This window comes from Acidovorax facilis (assembly GCF_050626955.1).
Lineage (GTDB): Bacteria > Pseudomonadota > Gammaproteobacteria > Burkholderiales > Burkholderiaceae_C > Acidovorax > Acidovorax facilis.
In genome coordinates, this window is record NZ_CP192460.1 from 2606506 (window position 1) to 2622198 (window position 15693).

Sequence of the window (15693 nt, forward strand, 5' to 3'; positions counted from 1 at the left end):
GTTGTGTGCCCCCGCGTGACTTGCGTCTTAAAACCCGCGCCGCCTCGACCGCCACCGGATCCAGCCGCCCGCCAAAGCTCTCAATGGCGCGGACACACGCCAGGACCAGCTCGCGCGCATCAATCCCACTTCCTTTCGCACGGCCGCCGTCACGGCAGCCTCACGGGCCGCTACATCCCGCACCAGCCGAAGTACGGTCACCCGTGTACGGTCTGCAGGTGAGGCACTGGGCGAGCCTGGGTTCACCGCATCTTCTGGCGCCGAGGCATCCACACCCGCCGCGATGTCGCGGATGTCGAAAAAGGCCAGGGGCTGCTCTGCACAGGTGGTCACCATCAGGCCCCAGGGCTCGTGCACATCGATGCCCTTGGGGCCGCCCTCGCGCGGGTTGTGGTGCCCCCGCTCAAACACAGCGTCCTCCAGCACGCGGAACACGGCATTCGGCTCGGCCAGGCTGCCCCACCCGGAAGGATCTCGGTGAAACACGGCCACATGGGGGGCGCCAGCATCCGCCACCAGCAGAATGCGCCCGCCCGCCAGGAAACACAGCCCATGGGGGTAGCTGACGCCACGCAGTTGTGCCGCAGGCGCGTTGCCAGGCGCAAGAAACTCATCGTTGCGGTAGAGCGCGACAATGTGGCGGTCGTGGTTGCTGACCGCCACCCATTCAGCATTGAGGTCCAGCGCCACACCATCCGGAACCTCCAGCCCGTGCTGCATGAGAAGCTGCGCATCCAGATGGGAAAAACCGGCAGCCGCGTTCAGCAGGTGATGGGTCACGTAATGGGAAAAGCCGTTGCACACCCACAGCTCGTGCAAGCCCGCGCCCAGATCCCGTGCGCACAGGCTTCCTGGGGTGCTCAGGAGTTCCGTTTCCTGCTTGCCGATCACGGACAGGGGCTCCAACGTGTGCAACGCGGTCAGACCATCCGCCCGTGGAATGTCGAACAGCGATACATTGCCCTCCCGGCTGGCGACCGCGATGATGCTGTTGCTGATCCAGCACAGGCCATGGGGGCGCTGGAGGCTGGTGGACGCAACCTCCACGGCATCCGTCAGGTAGAGCACCTTCTGCCCGTTTTCAAACTGGCAGTCCATCCCCACGACCAGCACCCTGTCGAGGGTGATGGCAGCAAGCGCCACACGGCGTCCGTCGGGCGACCAGCTCACATCTTCGGTTCGCCCCATGGATGCAATGGCGTCCAACACCTCTGCGGGGCCGATGCATGCCAGTCTCATGGCGAAACTCCTTGCTGGATGTTGTGAAACGCCAAGGCATCGTCCACACTGCCATCCATCACCACGCATCCATCTTTAAGGACCAACGCTCTGTTGCAAAAGCTCTTGAGAATGACCTCGTTATGGGATGCCAGCACCAGAATGGAGACCTGCTCGATCAGCCCGTTGATGCGCTCCTTGGCCTGGCTGAAAAACTTCGCATCACCAGCACCAATCATCTCGTCCATGAGCAGAATATCGGGAACCACGCTCGTGGAAACGGCAAACGCCAGGCGCAGCAGCATGCCCTGTGAGTACGTCCTGACCGGCAACTGAAGATGCTCGCCCAGCTGTGTGAATGCCTCTACCGAGGGTATGAGGCCCATCGCCTGCTTGCGCGTCAGACCCATCACGATGCCTCGCATGATGATGTTGTCGTACCCAGTGGCATCGACATCCATGCCCAGCATGATGTCTGTGAGCGCTGCAATCCGGCCACTGAAGGACAGCTCGCCTTGCATGGGCTCATAGACGCCCGAGAGCACGCGAAGCAGCGTGGTTTTGCCAGCGCCGTTCGAACCAATCAGGCCGACCCGATCCCCCGGACGCAGCAACAGGCTCACATCACGCAACGCATGCACGCTGACCTGCCGCAAACCGCTGGCCTCCACACGGGCCTTGTCACGCATAGGAAGCCCCAGCACCGTATTGAGCAGGCCCCGTGACCGCGTAGTGAACACGGGAAAGTCGATGGATACGTTGGACAACCGGATATGGGCCATCTTGGGATACCGAAGGGTGGCGGCGCCTACAGCCAGTACACAATCCGCCGCCGAATCGCGACGTACTGCCAAAAGAAAATCAAACCCAACAGCAAGACCACCCCCACTGCGGCACCCCAGGTCTGCAGGCTGGGGATCTCTCCCATCAAGGGGCTGCGCGTCAGGTCCAGGAAAAGCGCCAATGGATTCAGGCGTACCACCCACTGTGCACGTTCGGTCAGCTGGTCAGGCACCCAGAGCACGGGGGTCACAAAGAAACTGACCTGCATCAGGCTGCCCAGGGCCACCGTCACGTCGCGGAAGCGGGCCGCAAGCCCCCCCAGAATGGCAACCACAAAACTGGCAGCCAGCAAAGTCAGGGCGGTGGCGCCAAGCAGCGCCCCCCAATGCACAGCCCCCAGCCGCCCCGCCCACCACAACACGGCCAACACAATGACCGCGCTGTGCAGCATCAGGATGGAGCATCGAAACACGGTGCGGAACACAAACGCCATCTTGGGGTAAGGCGTCTGCTTCAAAAACGCGTCCGAGCCGATATAGGTCAAGCAGCCCTCATTGATCAGCGCACTGAAGTACCCGAACAGCACATGCCCGGCACAAAAATACGGCAGGTACCACTCGGCCGGGTACTTGAACAGTTGGGCGCCGATCAAGCCAAATGCAACGATGAAAATGGCCGTGTGCAGCGTAATCCAGACAGGCCCCAGAAAGGTCCGCCGATACTGCTTGGCGACATCGTTCCAGCCCATAAAACACCAGAAGCGCCACGCCACCATGGCGCTCCAGATGTCAAGCCCCAACAATTGAACTTGCCTCTGACGCGCAGACACGGGGGGATTGGCGGTTGAATGAGCCATCACAGCAATATCAAGCCATCGACTCGTAGACGCGCAGGGTTTTTTCTGCGCACGCTTGCCAAGTGAAAGCGCGCACGCGATCACGCCCGCGCGCAACCAGCTGGCCCGCCAGTTCTGAGTTCTCGGCAACTCGGCGCATCGCATCCGCAAGTTCGTCGATGCGCAGAGGATCAATCAGCAAGGCCGCATCCCCCGCAACCTCCGGGATGGAGGTCGTGTTGGACGCCACCACCGGCACCCCCGCCGCAAAGGCTTCCAGAACCGGCAGTCCGAATCCCTCGTGGAGCGACGGGAACACCAAGGCCGTTGCACGCTTGATAACCACCTGAAGATCGGCATCCGGCAAGTGCTGCAGCCAGCGGACATGTTTGAGCGCGCCCCCGGTGAATTGGGCGACAACGTCTTCGCACCCCCAGCCCGGTTTGCCGACCACCACCAACGGAAACTCCCGCTGCAGAGGCTCGGGCAGGCTGGCGTGGGCCAAAAGCAGGCGGCTGATGTTCTTGCGCGGCTGCAGGGTACCGACGCTCACAAAATAGAGGTCTGGCAATCCATGCCGATCCCGCACGGCTTTTTCCACGGACTCATCGACCGGAGCAAACCACTGCGGACCTACACCCAGAGGAATGGCAGTGATCCGCTCTTCGGGCAGGCGGAAGTGCGTAGCGATCTCCTGGCGGGAGTAATTGGAAATCGTGATGACCCGCTGCGCCCAGAACGCAGTACGCCGCCACAATTCGTTTTTCAGGCCCTTGAACCGGTATCGGACCCACTCGGGGTGAGAGAGCGGGATCGCATCAAAAATCGTCGCCACCACCGGCGTTCCACGCAAGCGCGGGACCAGATGGTCGGTGGCATGGATGACATCAATCCCCGAGCAGAGCGCGCGGCGCACCCTGCCAAAGTCCACCCCCGGCAGCGTGGCGGCCAGGGCCTGCCGCGCAAAAGGTCCAAAGGACATCGCAGGTGTCGCGCCCTGCCAGAGGCTCGCCGGAGCATCGAACAGATACGGCTGCAGTTGCGCTGACGGCGGCATGGCAGCCATCAGCTCCCGGGTGTAGGTACCAATGCCATCCACACCACCCTGCTGGACAGTACGTGCCAGCACGCTGACGCCAAAAGCTACCCTCATCGGGCCACCTCACACAGCAGCCAGCAGGGCGCACAGTAGTGGTTCACCATCATCGGGCCCCGGGATAAGTGCGCCGCAAGTCTGCTTCCACCATCATTCGACAGATCTGCTCTACGGAGGTGCGCGCCTCCCAACCCAGTTCGGCCCGGGCCCGGGAGGCGTCGCCCACCAGGATTTCCACCTCTGCTGGGCGAAAGAAACTGGGATCCACGCTCGCCACAACGCGCCCCGTCCCCACATCCACGGCCACTTCCGAAGCAGCGGCACCCGCAAACTCCAGGGATATGCCAGTAATCGAGAACGCCATACGCACAAAGTCGCGCACGGTCTGCTGGCGGCCGGTTGCCAGCACGTAGGTACCAGGCCTGTCTGCCTGCATCATCTGCCACATGCCTTCGACGTACTCGGCCGCAAAACCCCAGTCGCGACGCGCATCCAGGTTGCCCAATTCGAGCACCCCCCTTTCGCCATGGGCCATGCGGGCCACCGCATTCGATATCTTGCGTGTCACAAATTCACTTCCCCGAAGGGGGCTTTCATGGTTGAACAGAATGCCGCTGACGGCATACATGCCATAAGCTTCCCGGTAGTTGATGGTCATCCAGTGGGCAAACAGCTTGGACACCGCATAAGGGCTGCGCGGACAAAAGGGGGTGGACTCGCACTGCGGCGTTTGACCCACCCCACCGAACATCTCTGAGGAACTGGCCTGGTAGTAGCGTATGTGGGGGTCCACCAGCCGGACAGCTTCCAGCAGATTCAATGCCCCTTGGCCATTGACCAGCGCCGTAGTGGTCGGAGCGTCAAAACTCGCTCCCACAAAGCTCTGTGCCGCCAGGTTGTACAACTCGTCCGGACGGAATTTTTGCAGAAGTGCAATGGCAGAGCCGGGGTCCGTCAGATCAAAATCAACCAGCAGCAAATGGGGATGGCCCATCACGCCCAGCTCCTGAAGGCGCCAGGTATTCACACTGCTGGTGCGTCGATGGGTGCCTATGACCTGGTAACCCTTGTTCAGCAGAAACGCTGCCAGATAGGCGCCATCCTGCCCGGTGACACCCGTAATGATGGCCGTCTTGCCACGTGCAGCGATGATGGGCTCTTTTCTGTAACACAACCTTGCCATACCCGCCCCAGGATCGGAGCGAAGACCGGCGGCTGCAGAGTCTTGGAGTCAACGAGGCTTGCGCGGGCGCATGCCCAGGGCTTCCTTGTTCTTGTTGATCCGATCCTGCTTGCGCTGCTCCATCTTTTCCATGGCTTTACGTTTCGTATATCCCGTGGAATCAGCCCAGGCCCACCATAAGGCCGTGGCACCAAAGGGCGCCAGCACCCACCACCAGGACCAGGCGGCCACGGGTCCAACCTCGAAATACTTCAATGCCAGAAGCAACAGTGAAAGACCCAGCAGGTACATCGCGATCTCCAGAAAAGGCCGAAACCGCCCGGTTGACCCCGGACAAATCCCTGTCAACCCAAGCCACTACAATTCCATTAAAGAACTGTAACTCAACCACAGGAATTCCCACCATGAAGCGTACCCTGATCACCCTTGCCATGACGCTGTCGGTTGCGGCACCCGCCATGGCCGATCTGGCCTTGGCAACCTCGAAGAACTGCATGGCTTGCCACGCTGTGGACAAAAAGCTGGTGGGCCCTTCGTACAAGGATGTGGCTGCCAAATACTCCGGTCAGAAAGATGCTGTGGACAAGCTGGCCGCCAAGATCGTCAAGGGCGGCGCGGGAGTGTGGGGTCCAGTTCCGATGCCTGCCAACGCCCAGGTCAACGATGCAGAAGCCAAGAAGCTGGCTGCGTGGGTGCTGACGCAGAAGTAAATCGCCTCAAACTCACCCCGGGGGCGGCATAGCCCCTTGGTGAAAGGCCGCGCCACGCACTGTGACGCGGCCTTTTTAGTTTCTAGAACCTGTTTTGCTTTTCAGGGCGCTGGCAAATTGCAGGACACAGCAACGAAAAGCTGCGAGCCCCTCTGATCACACCCGAGAAACGACCGGCACCGCCTCCAGCCCGCGCGTTCGCAGCTGGTGCTCAAGCTGCCCCACATACGCTGCGGTGGAGTTGTCGGACTCAGTGGCACGCGCTGCCAGGTGCGCTTCCAGTTCATCCAGCCGCGCCAACACAGTGGCGTGCGCCTGCTGGTGCTGAGCATCCAGAAAAGCCCGCAACTCCGTAAAACGCGAGGCTTCCGCCTTGTCCGCCAGTTCGCGCTGGACCTGCATTTCCTTGGTATGACGTCGCGTCTCCATCAATACCGAACCCTGGAGCGACAAGACATAGACGATAAAAAAGATGCCCAGCAAGCCCGTAAGGCCCAACATGATGAGCCCCAGCGGAGCCTCAAAGACCACAATGCCGAGCGACACCAGGGACGGTGCGGCAAGAGTGGGCCAATTGAGGGCGGCGAGTGCAGCAATGGCTAAAACCGTCACCCAAAGAACGATGGAACGCAGATGCATGAGAACCTCCTGTAGGCAGCGCCCAGGCGAAGATTCGCAAGCGCCATGCGCCGTTGTAACGCATGCACGGGCCGTCACCGACAGCAGGCGGGAGATTTCAGGCGGTGTCCTACAAAGAGAACTAGGGAGGCGCGGAGCCCTAGGGCGCCTCACAAGTGCGGTGGACCAGCGACGGGATTGTGTGGCCACTTCACATCGCTACGCAATGTGAGTGTCCCCAAACCCCGCAAGCGCTGCGCGCTGGCGCCGTTACACGGCACCTTCTGGATCAGTTGGTCTGCGCCAACTGATCCAGGATTGCGGGGTTTTCCAACGTGCTGGTGTCCTGCGTGATGGCCTCGCCCTTCGCGATGCTGCGCAGCAACCGACGCATGATCTTGCCGCTTCGGGTCTTGGGCAGGTTATCGCCAAAGCGGATGTCCTTGGGCTTGGCGATGGGGCCGATTTCCTTGGCGACCCAGTTGCGCAGTTCGTTGGCAATCTGCTTGGCTTCTTCGCCCGTGGGGCGGGAACGCTTGAGCACCACGAAGGCGCAGATGGCTTCACCGGTCACATCGTCAGGGCGGCCCACCACAGCGGCCTCGGCGACGAGGTCGGTCTTGGAGACCAGGGCCGATTCGATCTCCATCGTGCCCATGCGGTGGCCCGAGACGTTCAGCACGTCATCGATACGGCCAGTGATGCGGAAGTAGCCCCGATCGGCGCTGCGCACCGCACCATCCCCCGCCAGGTAGTAGCCCTTGAGTTCTTCGGGGAAGTAGCTCTTCTTGAAACGCTCAGGGTCGTTCCAGATTGTGCGGATCATGCTGGGCCAGGGGCGCTTGATGACGAGGATGCCGCCCGAGCCGTTGGGCACGTCGTTGCCCATTTCGTCCACGATGGCAGCGGTAATGCCGGGCAGGGGCAGCGTGCAGCTGCCGGGCACCAGCGGCGTGGCGCCGGGCAGCGGCGTGATGACATGGCCGCCCGTTTCGGTCTGCCAGAAAGTGTCCACGATGGGGCAACGCTCGCCGCCCACGTTCTTGTGGTACCACATCCAGGCTTCGGGGTTGATGGGCTCGCCCACGCTGCCCAGGATGCGCAGGCTCGACAGGTCCGAGCGTGCAGGGTGTACCGCCTCGTCAGCTTCCGCAGCCTTGATGAGCGAACGGATGGCCGTAGGTGCTGTGTAGAAGATGGTGCACTTGTGGCGCTCGATCATCTGCCAGAAGCGGCCGGCATTCGGGAAGGTGGGAATGCCTTCAAAGATGATCTGCGTGGCGCCTGCAGCCAGCGGGCCATAGGCGACGTAGGTGTGGCCCGTGATCCAGCCGATGTCGGCCGTGCACCAGAACACATCGTCAGCGCGCAGGTCGAACGTCCAGTCCATGGTCATCTTGGCCCACAGCAGGTAGCCGCCGGTGCTGTGCTGCACGCCTTTGGGCTTGCCGGTAGAGCCGCTGGTGTAGAGGATGAACAGCGGATGCTCGGCACCCACAGCCACCGGCGCGCATTCGGTGCTTTGCCCTGCCAGTGCTTCGGCAAAGGTCTTGTCGCGCCCGGCCACCATGTTGCAGGCCGTGGCCGTGCGCTGGTAGACAAACACATTGCGGAGGGTATCGCAGCCGCCCATGGCCAGGGCTTCGTCGATGATGGCCTTGAGCGGCAGCTCTTTGCCACCCCGCATCTGGTAATTGGCGGTGATCACGGCCACGGCACCCGCGTCAATGATGCGCTCGTGCACCGCCTTGGCGCTGAAGCCGCCAAACACCACGCTGTGCGTGGCGCCAATGCGGGCACAGGCCTGCATCGCCACCACGCCTTCGATGGTCATCGGCATATAGATCAGCACCCGGTCGCCCTTGCTCACACCATGGGCCTTGAGGGCGTTGGCAAACTGGCTCACACGGGCCAGCAACTCTTTGTAGGTGATCTTGGTAACCGTGCCATCGTCGGCCTCAAAGAGGATGGCGGTCTTGTTCTCGGTGGGCGTGCCGATGTGGCGGTCCAGGCAGTTGGCCGAGGCATTGAGTTCGCCGTCGGCAAACCACTGGTAAAACGGTGCGTTGGATTCATCCAGCGTGCGCGTGAACGGCTTGGACCACTGCACGTTCTCGCGCGCCAGGCGCGCCCAGAAGCCTTCGAAGTCCTTGTCGGCTTCGGCACACAGCGCATCGTAGCCCGCCATGCCTGACACGCGGGCGGCTTTGACGATCGCATCGGAGGGAGGGAACACGCGGTTCTCAACCAATACGGACTCGATGGCGGATGTGGGCGCACTCATGGTGTTGTCTCCTGGGTCTGATGGAATTGGAATTGGGCGGTACTGTCGGCCGTGGCACTTACAAGCCACTGACTGGCACGAAGCTTACAGAATAGGCCACCTGCAACCAGGCGGAAGAGCGCTTGCGGATGAGGGGTGTCACGCGGCACCCCTAGAATCGCGCGACCCAAGATCCACCCTTCATTTCATGTCCCTCCCGAAAAAACCCGTCCCCCCGGCGCCCATGCGTCCCCTGCCCTCGCTGATTTTTGCCAGCCGGTGGCTGCAGCTGCCCCTGTACCTGGGCCTGATCCTGGCCCAGGCGGTGTACGTTTTCCACTTCTGGGTGGAGCTGGTGCATCTGATCGAGGCCGCTTTTGGCAACACCACCGCGCTCAAGAGCCTGGTCTCCAGCATTGGCTACAAGAGCGACTTCGAGGTGACCTCTCTCAACGAAACCATCATCATGCTGGTGGTGCTGGCGCTGATCGACGTGGTGATGATCTCGAACCTGCTGATCATGGTGATCGTGGGGGGCTATGAAACCTTCGTCTCGCGCCTGCACCTGGAAGACCACCCCGACCAGCCCGAGTGGCTGAGCCATGTGAACGCCTCGGTACTCAAGGTCAAGCTGGCCACCGCCATCATCGGCATCAGCTCGATCCACCTGCTCAAGACCTTCATCAACGCCGCCAACTACGACATCAAGGTGCTGATGTGGCAGACCATCATTCATGTGGTGTTCCTGCTCAGCGCGTTGGCCATTGCCCTGACAGACCGCCTGATGGCGCATTCCACACCGCCCGCGCGCCACTGACGGCCGCCCTCCCCCCTCTGCACCCGAAAGAGGCAGCCCATTGCGGCCTCTTTGCTTATTTTCGAGCTGAAAATAGTGCTAACGCTTAACTGGTATTGATTTACAGCTACAAAAAAAGTAGCAATTTAGGTCGATATCTGCTCCCAAATTTCTCCCCAATCGGGCGGCACAGTGCAGGCCATACCCACTTGCAGGAGAAATCCATGGACCGCAGCACCGCCGCCCAAGCCATCGTCGCCCCCCTCGCCACCGCCACGCAGGCACCCACCAACCGCCGTTTTGCCCTGAACGCCCTGGGTTCCCTGGGCGTGGCCACCCTGTTCGGCTGCGGGGGCGGAGACACCGAAACTACGGACACGACCGACACCACAGGTACAGGCACCGGAACGGGGACAGGCACGGGTACAGGCACCACAACCACCTGCTCGGTTGTCCCCGAAGAAACCGCAGGCCCCTACCCCGCCGATGGCTCCACGGCCAGCAACAACACCTACAACGTGCTGGCGCTCAGCGGCATCGTGCGCTCGGACATCCGCAGCTCCATCGGCTCGTCCACGCAGGTCAGTGGCGTGCCGCTGACCATCACCATCACGCTGACGAACACCAGCGCCAGCTGCGCAGCGCTATCAGGCTACGCGATCTACCTGTGGCACTGCACGCAGGACGGCAACTACTCGGTCTACAGCTCGAACAACATTGCCGACAACTACCTGCGCGGCGTGCAGGCCACGGATGCCAGCGGCACCGTGACCTTCACCACCGTCGTGCCCGGCTGTTATGCGGGCCGCATGCCGCACATGCACCTGGAGATCTACCCCACGCTCGCGTCGGCCAACAATGCGCGCAACAAGGTCAAGACCACGCAGCTGGCCTTCCCCACCGAGCTGCTCAGCAGCATCTACAGCGCCAATTCCGGCTACAGCGCCAGCGTGCGCAACCTGGCTTCCATCACCTTTGCCACCGACAACGTCTTCAGCGATGGCACCACGCTGGAGATGACCACGATGCAGGCCAACAGCGGCGGCGGGTACTCGGCCAGCATCACGATCTCGATTGCGGCTTGACTGAAAGCCCTCCTTGAGTCGCCTTCGGCGCCATCCCCCGGAGGGGGACGCACCCGATGGCCCGTCAAAGCCGGTTCTACGGGTGCACAGGCCTGGGCCGCGCCGGTTTCTGGCGGCGAATCCACTCGTTGAACGCTTTTCTCCACTACACCGACGGAAAAAACCATGACTTTGCACTCTCTTCGCCTCCACTTGCTGGCCCGCATGACCCTCGCGACCGTACTGGCAGCTACATCCGCCACCCCCGTGCTGGCGCAATCCCAGGGCCGGCAAGAGCCGCCCGCTCCGCCGCCCGAAGCCTATGCCGCCTGCAAGGGCAAGACCGAAGGCGCCAGCGTGACGCTGACCATGCCTGACGGCAAATCGCTCGCAGGCACATGCCGCACAATGGGTGGCACCCTGGTGGCCATGCCCGCAGGCGGGCCTGGCGGCCCCGGCGGTGCAGGCGGCCCGCCCCCCGCCCGCTAGACCGTCCTGCAGCCCCATCGATGCCCCACCTGACCCTTCACCGCAAAGCCTTCATCGCCCTGGCAGCCCTGCTGGTGGCCTTGTTGCTGATCTTTGCAGGCTTTTCGCGACTGGGCTTGCAGCGGGGCCTGGGGCCGTATGTGGCAGAGATCGAACTGGCCCGCATGGACTGGCTGGCCGAGCGCCTCCAGGCCCACCACACGCAGACGGGCGGTTGGGAGACCCTGCGCAACCAGCCCCGCCTCTGGGGCCAGCTCAGCCACCCTGGCAGCGGCCTGCGCCGATCAAACACCCAAGGCGCAGAAGGCACCCCGCCCACCGACCGAAGCGGTTCGCCCGGCACGCCCCCCGAACTGGCGAACGGCAACCCGGCAGCGGACCGCAGCTTGCAGCAGCCCCCACCACCGCCCCCCGATGGCGGCCCGCCCCCGGGCGAGCGCGGCGCGGGTGGCCCACAACGTCACCCCGACGACCTGTTCCCCCGCCTGGGTCTGGTGGACGCACAGCAACACCTGGTGGCTGGCACGGCGCCCCAGCCGGGTGGCGCGCGCCTGGCCCTTGCGGGAGCCGACGGCAAGACCATCGGCCAGCTGGTGCTGGCACCTCCACAGGGTGTGCGCAGCGAAGCCGACCAGGCCTTTCTGGCGCAACACCTGGGCTTTGTGGCATGGACAGGCCTGGCCGGGCTGGCACTGGCACTGCTGCTGTCGGGCTGGCTGGCACGGCGCTGGCTGGCCCCCGTCGAGGCCCTGGCCAACGGCGCACGCGGCATTGCGCAGGGCCACCTGCACACCCGCGTGCCCGTGCACGGCAACGACGAACTGGCCCAGCTGGCCCGCACCTTCAACACCATGGCCGAACAACTGAGCAGCATCGAGGCCAGCCGCCGCCAGTGGCTGGGCGACGTAGCCCACGAGCTGCGCACCCCCCTGGCCGCCATGCGCGCCGAAATCGAGGCCGTGCAGGACGGCATCCGCCCGTTTGACGACAAGACCGCGCTGCGCCTGCACCGGCAGGTGATGCGCCTGATCCAGCTGGTGGGCGACCTGCGCGCCAGCCTGGACGCGGCGGGCACCAGCGCGCCCTCGGCCCAGGTGCCCGTGCACCCGCTGTCGCTGCTGAACGAGGCGCTCGCATCCATGCGCCCGCGCTTGGCGCAGGCGGGCATCGACGTGGACACCACCGGCCTGGACGCCCTGACCGCGCAGGTTCCGGCGCAGCCTGCACCCCTGGTGCGGGGCGATGCGCAGCAACTGCACCAGGTGTTCTTGAACTTGTTGGAAAACAGCCTGCGTTACACCGACGCGGGTGGCCTGCTGCGCCTCTCCGCACGCCTGTTGCCACCGGCCGATGGAGCCGCCCAACTGCAGGTGCAGCTGGACGACAGCGCGCCCGGCGTGCCCGCGCACGAGCTGCCACGCATCTTTGACCGCCTGTACCGCGCAGAAACCTCGCGCAACCGCGACCATGGCGGCTCTGGCCTGGGCCTGGCGATTTGCCGCGCCATCGTGCTCGCGCACGGCGGCACGCTGACGGCCGACACCTCACCCCTGGGCGGCCTGCGCATCACGCTGCAACTGCCATTGCTGGACAACCCCTCATGAGCCACCGCATCCTCGTCATCGAAGACGAACCCGACATCGCCGCCATCGTGGTGGACTACCTGCGCCACGCAGGCTACACCGTGGAACACCAGGCCGAGGGCCGCGCGGCGCTCGCCAGCATGATGGCCGCGCCGCCGGACCTCACGCTGCTGGACATCATGCTGCCCGGCCTGGATGGGCTTGAAATCCTGCGCCAGGCGCGCCGCCACACCCAGCACCCCATCATCATGCTGACCGCCCGCGTCGAAGAGGTAGACCGCCTCATCGGCCTGGAGCTGGGCGCGGACGACTACATCTGCAAGCCGTTTTCGCCGCGCGAGGTGGTGGCCCGCGTCAAGGCCGTGCTGCGCCGCACCGCCGCCGCGCAGGAGCTACCGGCAGCCACCACTGCGGTGGCAGCGCTGATGCTGGACGAATCGCACTGGCAGGCCACGTTGCACGGCACGCCGCTGGGTCTGACGCGGCGCGAGTTCCGCCTGCTGCAAGTGCTGGCACGCCAGCAGGGGCGCATCTTCTCGCGCGCGCAGCTTCTGGACCAGGCCTATGAAGACACCCTCGATGTGAACGAGCGCGCGATCGACAGCCATATCAAGAATCTGCGCAAAAAACTCAAGGCCGCCAGCGCGGATGGCAGCGACTGGATTCGTTCGGTGTACGGCGTGGGTTTTGCGCTGGACCCGACGGCGGCCGAGTGAGCCTGAGCCGATGGGCAGATTGCTGCATTTTTAATAGCTATTGACGCTTATCCAATATGCGCAGGGGCCATTTTTAACCACGAAATAGTGGCGTGGCGGCCGCCTATTCAGCCCCTGTCTCACCCCAACGCACGCAGCGCACCTACACCACCTCCGCCCGGGCACGGGTGTGATCGGGGCCACACCCTGGCCACTTTCACCTGTTCGCCCTGATGCCCGCCCTGCCCCCATCGCCCCGCGCACCAGCACCACCCCGGCCCACCAGCCGCCCCCAGAAGCTCCCCGGGGGCCTGGTGTACGTCACACCGGCCATGCCCGGCCTTACCCGCGTGCGCAGCGGTGCCAAGGCTTTCCGCTACCGTTTGCCCGATGGCCAGTGGCTGCAAGACCCGGACGAGGTCGCCCGCATCAAACGCCTGGCTATCCCACCGGCTTATACCGACGTGTGGATTTGCCCCCTGCCCCACGGGCACCTGCAGGCCACGGGGCTGGACGCGCGCGGACGGCGCCAATACCGTTACCACCCGCAGTGGCGCGCGCAGCGCGACGAGGGCAAGTTCGAACACATTCAGGCGTTTGGCCGCGTGCTCCCGCGCCTGCGCAGCCGCGTGGCGCGCGACCTTGCAGCGCACCGCAACGGCCAGCCTCTGACTCGCACGCTGGTGCGCCTGCTGGACACCACCTACCTGCGCGTGGGCAATGAGGAATACGCCGCCACCAACCGCTCGTATGGCCTGACCACGCTGCGCACGCGGCATGCGCAACTCAAAGGCAGTCAGCTCAAGCTGCGATTTCGCGGCAAGAGCGGCGTGTTGCAAGAGGTCGAGCTGGACGACCCGCGCGTGGCCCGCGTGGTGCGACGCTGCCAACAACTGCCGGGGCAGGAACTCTTTCAATACGAGGACGAAGACGGTAGTTTGCGCACCGTAGGCTCGGGCGACGTGAACGACTATCTGCGCGAGATCACGCACGGCGCTGCAGACTCAGAAGGTGATCATTTCACTGCCAAGGACTTTCGCACCTGGCACGGCACCACGCAGGCGCTGGAGCTGACGCGCCTGGCCTGTACGCAACCAGTTGCCCCCACCGCCGCCGATAAAAACGTGCGCTTCAACGCCAAGGCCATTCTGGCCGAGGTGGCGCGCCAGCTGGGCAACACGCCCGCCGTGTGCAAGAAGTCGTACGTGCACCCGGCTGTGCTGGAGCTGGGCACACGATTGGCATCTGACGCGGGGCCCGGCCTGCAGGCGGTGTGGAATCACATTGGCGGCACCACATCGCCACGGGGCTTGAGCGCGGCGGAGCGCCGACTGCTGGCGTTTCTGCGCAAGCCGCAAAAGCTGCACAAGGCGCGCCCCACCACCAAAGCGTAAGCATGGTGCCGCTGGGGTGTCGCACAAGTGCCGTTCAGGGCCATCGCGGTGAGCGCTGTCTCGCTAAACTGGCACGCTGCGCCTTGTCACCGTCTTTCAGCCCGGCCCCGCGCACAGGCCGCCCCCCCAACTCCAGCCTGCCGCCATGCCCACCGCCACCATTGCCTTGCCAGAGTCCGCCCATTCCGTGGCCGACCACCACCTGCAGCGCCCGTTCCTCAGCCAGACGGAGCGTGAAGCCATCAACCGGGGCCGTTGGTTCGCGGCACTTACGCCGTCGCTGCGGCATGACATCTTCCGGCTGGGCCGCATCACGCGCTACACACACGGCCAGATGATCGTGGAGCAGGGTGATCTGGCGCAGGACTGGTTTGCCTGTGCCAGTGGTGCCATCCGGTTTCGGCGCACCACGCCGTCGGGCAAGCAGGTGACGCTGGCCTATGTGGAGCCCGGCATCTGGGTGGGCGAGGCCGAGGTGCTGCACCGGGGGCCCAACACCTACGACGCGCACGCCCACGGCCCCACCACGGTGCTGAGCGTGGCCGAGGGCGTGTTCCGCCAGTTGCTGCGCGAACACCCCGAGTTCGGCGAGGCCCTGCTCACGCTGCAGGCACGCCGCATGCGCTATCTGTACTGGATGATGGAAGACATGGCCACCCTGCCCCTGCGCGCGCGGCTGGCCAAGCAGCTGCTGCACGTGCTGCGCCGTTTTGGCGAGCGTGCGGCCGTGCCCGGCCAGCGCGGGGCCATCGGGCTGGCACTGGTGCAGGACGAGCTGGCACAACTGCTGGGTGGCTCACGCCAGCGCATCAATGTGGAGCTCAAGTGGATGGAGCGCGAAGGCATCATCGGCATCCACCAGCGCAGCATCGTCGTCTACCAGCAAGACCAACTCGAAGCTCTGGCGCAGCAGGAATAGCGCGCCGCATTGCGACCAGTCAATCAAAAACAATAGCACCTTACGCT

The 15693-nt window shown here is 63.9% G+C and carries 16 protein-coding genes; 8 read left to right on the plus strand and 8 right to left on the minus strand.

Features of this window, described 5'->3' with window-relative positions; genetic code table 11:
* Nucleotides 1–27 precede the first annotated feature (27 nt).
* From ACQ4MJ_RS11795 to ACQ4MJ_RS11820, 6 genes are read right to left on the minus strand one after another with little or no spacing between them, the layout of a single operon-like run.
* Nucleotides 28–1239, minus strand: a complete 1212-nt coding sequence (locus tag ACQ4MJ_RS11795; RefSeq protein WP_431152567.1) for a hypothetical protein — start codon at nucleotides 1237–1239, stop codon at nucleotides 28–30.
* Complete coding sequence (locus ACQ4MJ_RS11800) at nucleotides 1236–2000, minus strand: ABC transporter ATP-binding protein (protein WP_431152566.1); 765 nt, start codon at nucleotides 1998–2000, stop codon at nucleotides 1236–1238. Before ACQ4MJ_RS11800 ends, ACQ4MJ_RS11795 begins: the two co-directional genes overlap by 4 nt.
* A gap of 26 nt (nucleotides 2001–2026) precedes the next feature.
* The gene (locus ACQ4MJ_RS11805) at nucleotides 2027–2830 is read right to left on the minus strand and encodes an ABC transporter permease (RefSeq protein WP_431152565.1); all 804 of its coding nucleotides are present in this window, start codon (nucleotides 2828–2830) and stop codon (nucleotides 2027–2029) included.
* A 37-nt stretch (nucleotides 2831–2867) separates the two neighbouring features.
* Nucleotides 2868–3989, minus strand: coding sequence for a glycosyltransferase family 4 protein (locus tag ACQ4MJ_RS11810; protein WP_431152564.1), 1122 nt, complete (start codon nucleotides 3987–3989; stop codon nucleotides 2868–2870).
* 49 nt (nucleotides 3990–4038) lie between these two features.
* Entirely contained in the window at nucleotides 4039–5115 is a 1077-nt protein-coding gene (gene gmd / locus ACQ4MJ_RS11815) for a GDP-mannose 4,6-dehydratase (RefSeq protein WP_431152563.1), read from the minus strand.
* A gap of 48 nt (nucleotides 5116–5163) precedes the next feature.
* Nucleotides 5164–5406, minus strand: a complete 243-nt coding sequence (locus ACQ4MJ_RS11820; RefSeq protein WP_055400492.1) for a TIGR04438 family Trp-rich protein — start codon at nucleotides 5404–5406, stop codon at nucleotides 5164–5166.
* A gap of 113 nt (nucleotides 5407–5519) precedes the next feature.
* Here ACQ4MJ_RS11820 and ACQ4MJ_RS11825 point away from each other — a divergent pair, with 113 nt between their 5' ends.
* Complete coding sequence (locus ACQ4MJ_RS11825; RefSeq protein ID WP_055400490.1) at nucleotides 5520–5825, plus strand: c-type cytochrome; 306 nt, start codon at nucleotides 5520–5522, stop codon at nucleotides 5823–5825.
* A gap of 156 nt (nucleotides 5826–5981) precedes the next feature.
* Here ACQ4MJ_RS11825 and ACQ4MJ_RS11830 read toward each other — a convergent pair whose 3' ends face one another.
* Nucleotides 5982–6464: a LapA family protein gene (locus ACQ4MJ_RS11830; protein WP_121506940.1), complete on the minus strand. Its 483-nt coding sequence runs from the start codon at nucleotides 6462–6464 to the stop codon at nucleotides 5982–5984.
* A 268-nt stretch (nucleotides 6465–6732) separates the two neighbouring features.
* Nucleotides 6733–8727 carry an acetate--CoA ligase gene (gene acs, locus ACQ4MJ_RS11835; protein WP_431152562.1) on the minus strand — a complete coding sequence of 665 codons (1995 nt, stop codon included), beginning with the start codon at nucleotides 8725–8727 and terminating at the stop codon, nucleotides 6733–6735.
* A 223-nt stretch (nucleotides 8728–8950) separates the two neighbouring features.
* Here acs and ACQ4MJ_RS11840 point away from each other — a divergent pair, with 223 nt between their 5' ends.
* From ACQ4MJ_RS11840 to ACQ4MJ_RS11870, 7 genes are all read left to right on the plus strand, one after another.
* Nucleotides 8951–9523: a TIGR00645 family protein gene (locus ACQ4MJ_RS11840; RefSeq protein ID WP_218135473.1), complete on the plus strand. Its 573-nt coding sequence runs from the start codon at nucleotides 8951–8953 to the stop codon at nucleotides 9521–9523.
* 203 nt (nucleotides 9524–9726) lie between these two features.
* Nucleotides 9727–10587: an intradiol ring-cleavage dioxygenase gene (locus ACQ4MJ_RS11845; RefSeq protein WP_431152561.1), complete on the plus strand. Its 861-nt coding sequence runs from the start codon at nucleotides 9727–9729 to the stop codon at nucleotides 10585–10587.
* Nucleotides 10588–10752: 165 nt separating this feature from the next.
* Nucleotides 10753–11055, plus strand: coding sequence for a hypothetical protein (locus tag ACQ4MJ_RS11850; RefSeq protein ID WP_233573368.1), 303 nt, complete (start codon nucleotides 10753–10755; stop codon nucleotides 11053–11055).
* 20 nt (nucleotides 11056–11075) lie between these two features.
* A complete protein-coding gene (locus ACQ4MJ_RS11855) occupies nucleotides 11076–12659 on the plus strand; it encodes an ATP-binding protein (protein WP_431152560.1) in 1584 nt (527 codons plus the stop codon).
* Nucleotides 12656–13354, plus strand: coding sequence for a response regulator (locus ACQ4MJ_RS11860; protein WP_431152559.1), 699 nt, complete (start codon nucleotides 12656–12658; stop codon nucleotides 13352–13354). The genes ACQ4MJ_RS11855 and ACQ4MJ_RS11860 overlap by 4 nt, the downstream gene beginning before the upstream one ends.
* A 212-nt stretch (nucleotides 13355–13566) precedes the next feature.
* Entirely contained in the window at nucleotides 13567–14727 is a 1161-nt protein-coding gene (locus tag ACQ4MJ_RS11865; RefSeq protein WP_431152558.1) for a DNA topoisomerase IB, read from the plus strand.
* A gap of 145 nt (nucleotides 14728–14872) precedes the next feature.
* Nucleotides 14873–15646: a Crp/Fnr family transcriptional regulator gene (locus ACQ4MJ_RS11870; protein ID WP_431152557.1), complete on the plus strand. Its 774-nt coding sequence runs from the start codon at nucleotides 14873–14875 to the stop codon at nucleotides 15644–15646.
* Nucleotides 15647–15693: the final 47 nt, after the last annotated feature.

What these genes read in the sequence shown, in the direction of transcription:
- ACQ4MJ_RS11795 (WP_431152567.1), bottom strand. Translation starts at nt 1,239, where the DNA reads ATGAGACTGGCATGCATCGGCCCCGCAGAGGTGTTGGACGCCATTGCA.
- ACQ4MJ_RS11800 (WP_431152566.1), bottom strand. Translation starts at nt 2,000, where the DNA reads ATGGCCCATATCCGGTTGTCCAACGTATCCATCGACTTTCCCGTGTTC.
- ACQ4MJ_RS11810 (WP_431152564.1), bottom strand. Translation starts at nt 3,989, where the DNA reads ATGAGGGTAGCTTTTGGCGTCAGCGTGCTGGCACGTACTGTCCAGCAG.
- gmd (WP_431152563.1), bottom strand. Translation starts at nt 5,115, where the DNA reads ATGGCAAGGTTGTGTTACAGAAAAGAGCCCATCATCGCTGCACGTGGC.
- ACQ4MJ_RS11820 (WP_055400492.1), bottom strand. Translation starts at nt 5,406, where the DNA reads ATGTACCTGCTGGGTCTTTCACTGTTGCTTCTGGCATTGAAGTATTTC.
- ACQ4MJ_RS11825 (WP_055400490.1), top strand. Translation starts at nt 5,520, where the DNA reads ATGAAGCGTACCCTGATCACCCTTGCCATGACGCTGTCGGTTGCGGCA.
- ACQ4MJ_RS11830 (WP_121506940.1), bottom strand. Translation starts at nt 6,464, where the DNA reads ATGCATCTGCGTTCCATCGTTCTTTGGGTGACGGTTTTAGCCATTGCT.
- acs (WP_431152562.1), bottom strand. Translation starts at nt 8,727, where the DNA reads ATGAGTGCGCCCACATCCGCCATCGAGTCCGTATTGGTTGAGAACCGC.
- ACQ4MJ_RS11840 (WP_218135473.1), top strand. Translation starts at nt 8,951, where the DNA reads ATGCGTCCCCTGCCCTCGCTGATTTTTGCCAGCCGGTGGCTGCAGCTG.
- ACQ4MJ_RS11845 (WP_431152561.1), top strand. Translation starts at nt 9,727, where the DNA reads ATGGACCGCAGCACCGCCGCCCAAGCCATCGTCGCCCCCCTCGCCACC.
- ACQ4MJ_RS11850 (WP_233573368.1), top strand. Translation starts at nt 10,753, where the DNA reads ATGACTTTGCACTCTCTTCGCCTCCACTTGCTGGCCCGCATGACCCTC.
- ACQ4MJ_RS11855 (WP_431152560.1), top strand. Translation starts at nt 11,076, where the DNA reads ATGCCCCACCTGACCCTTCACCGCAAAGCCTTCATCGCCCTGGCAGCC.
- ACQ4MJ_RS11860 (WP_431152559.1), top strand. Translation starts at nt 12,656, where the DNA reads ATGAGCCACCGCATCCTCGTCATCGAAGACGAACCCGACATCGCCGCC.
- ACQ4MJ_RS11865 (WP_431152558.1), top strand. Translation starts at nt 13,567, where the DNA reads ATGCCCGCCCTGCCCCCATCGCCCCGCGCACCAGCACCACCCCGGCCC.
- ACQ4MJ_RS11870 (WP_431152557.1), top strand. Translation starts at nt 14,873, where the DNA reads ATGCCCACCGCCACCATTGCCTTGCCAGAGTCCGCCCATTCCGTGGCC.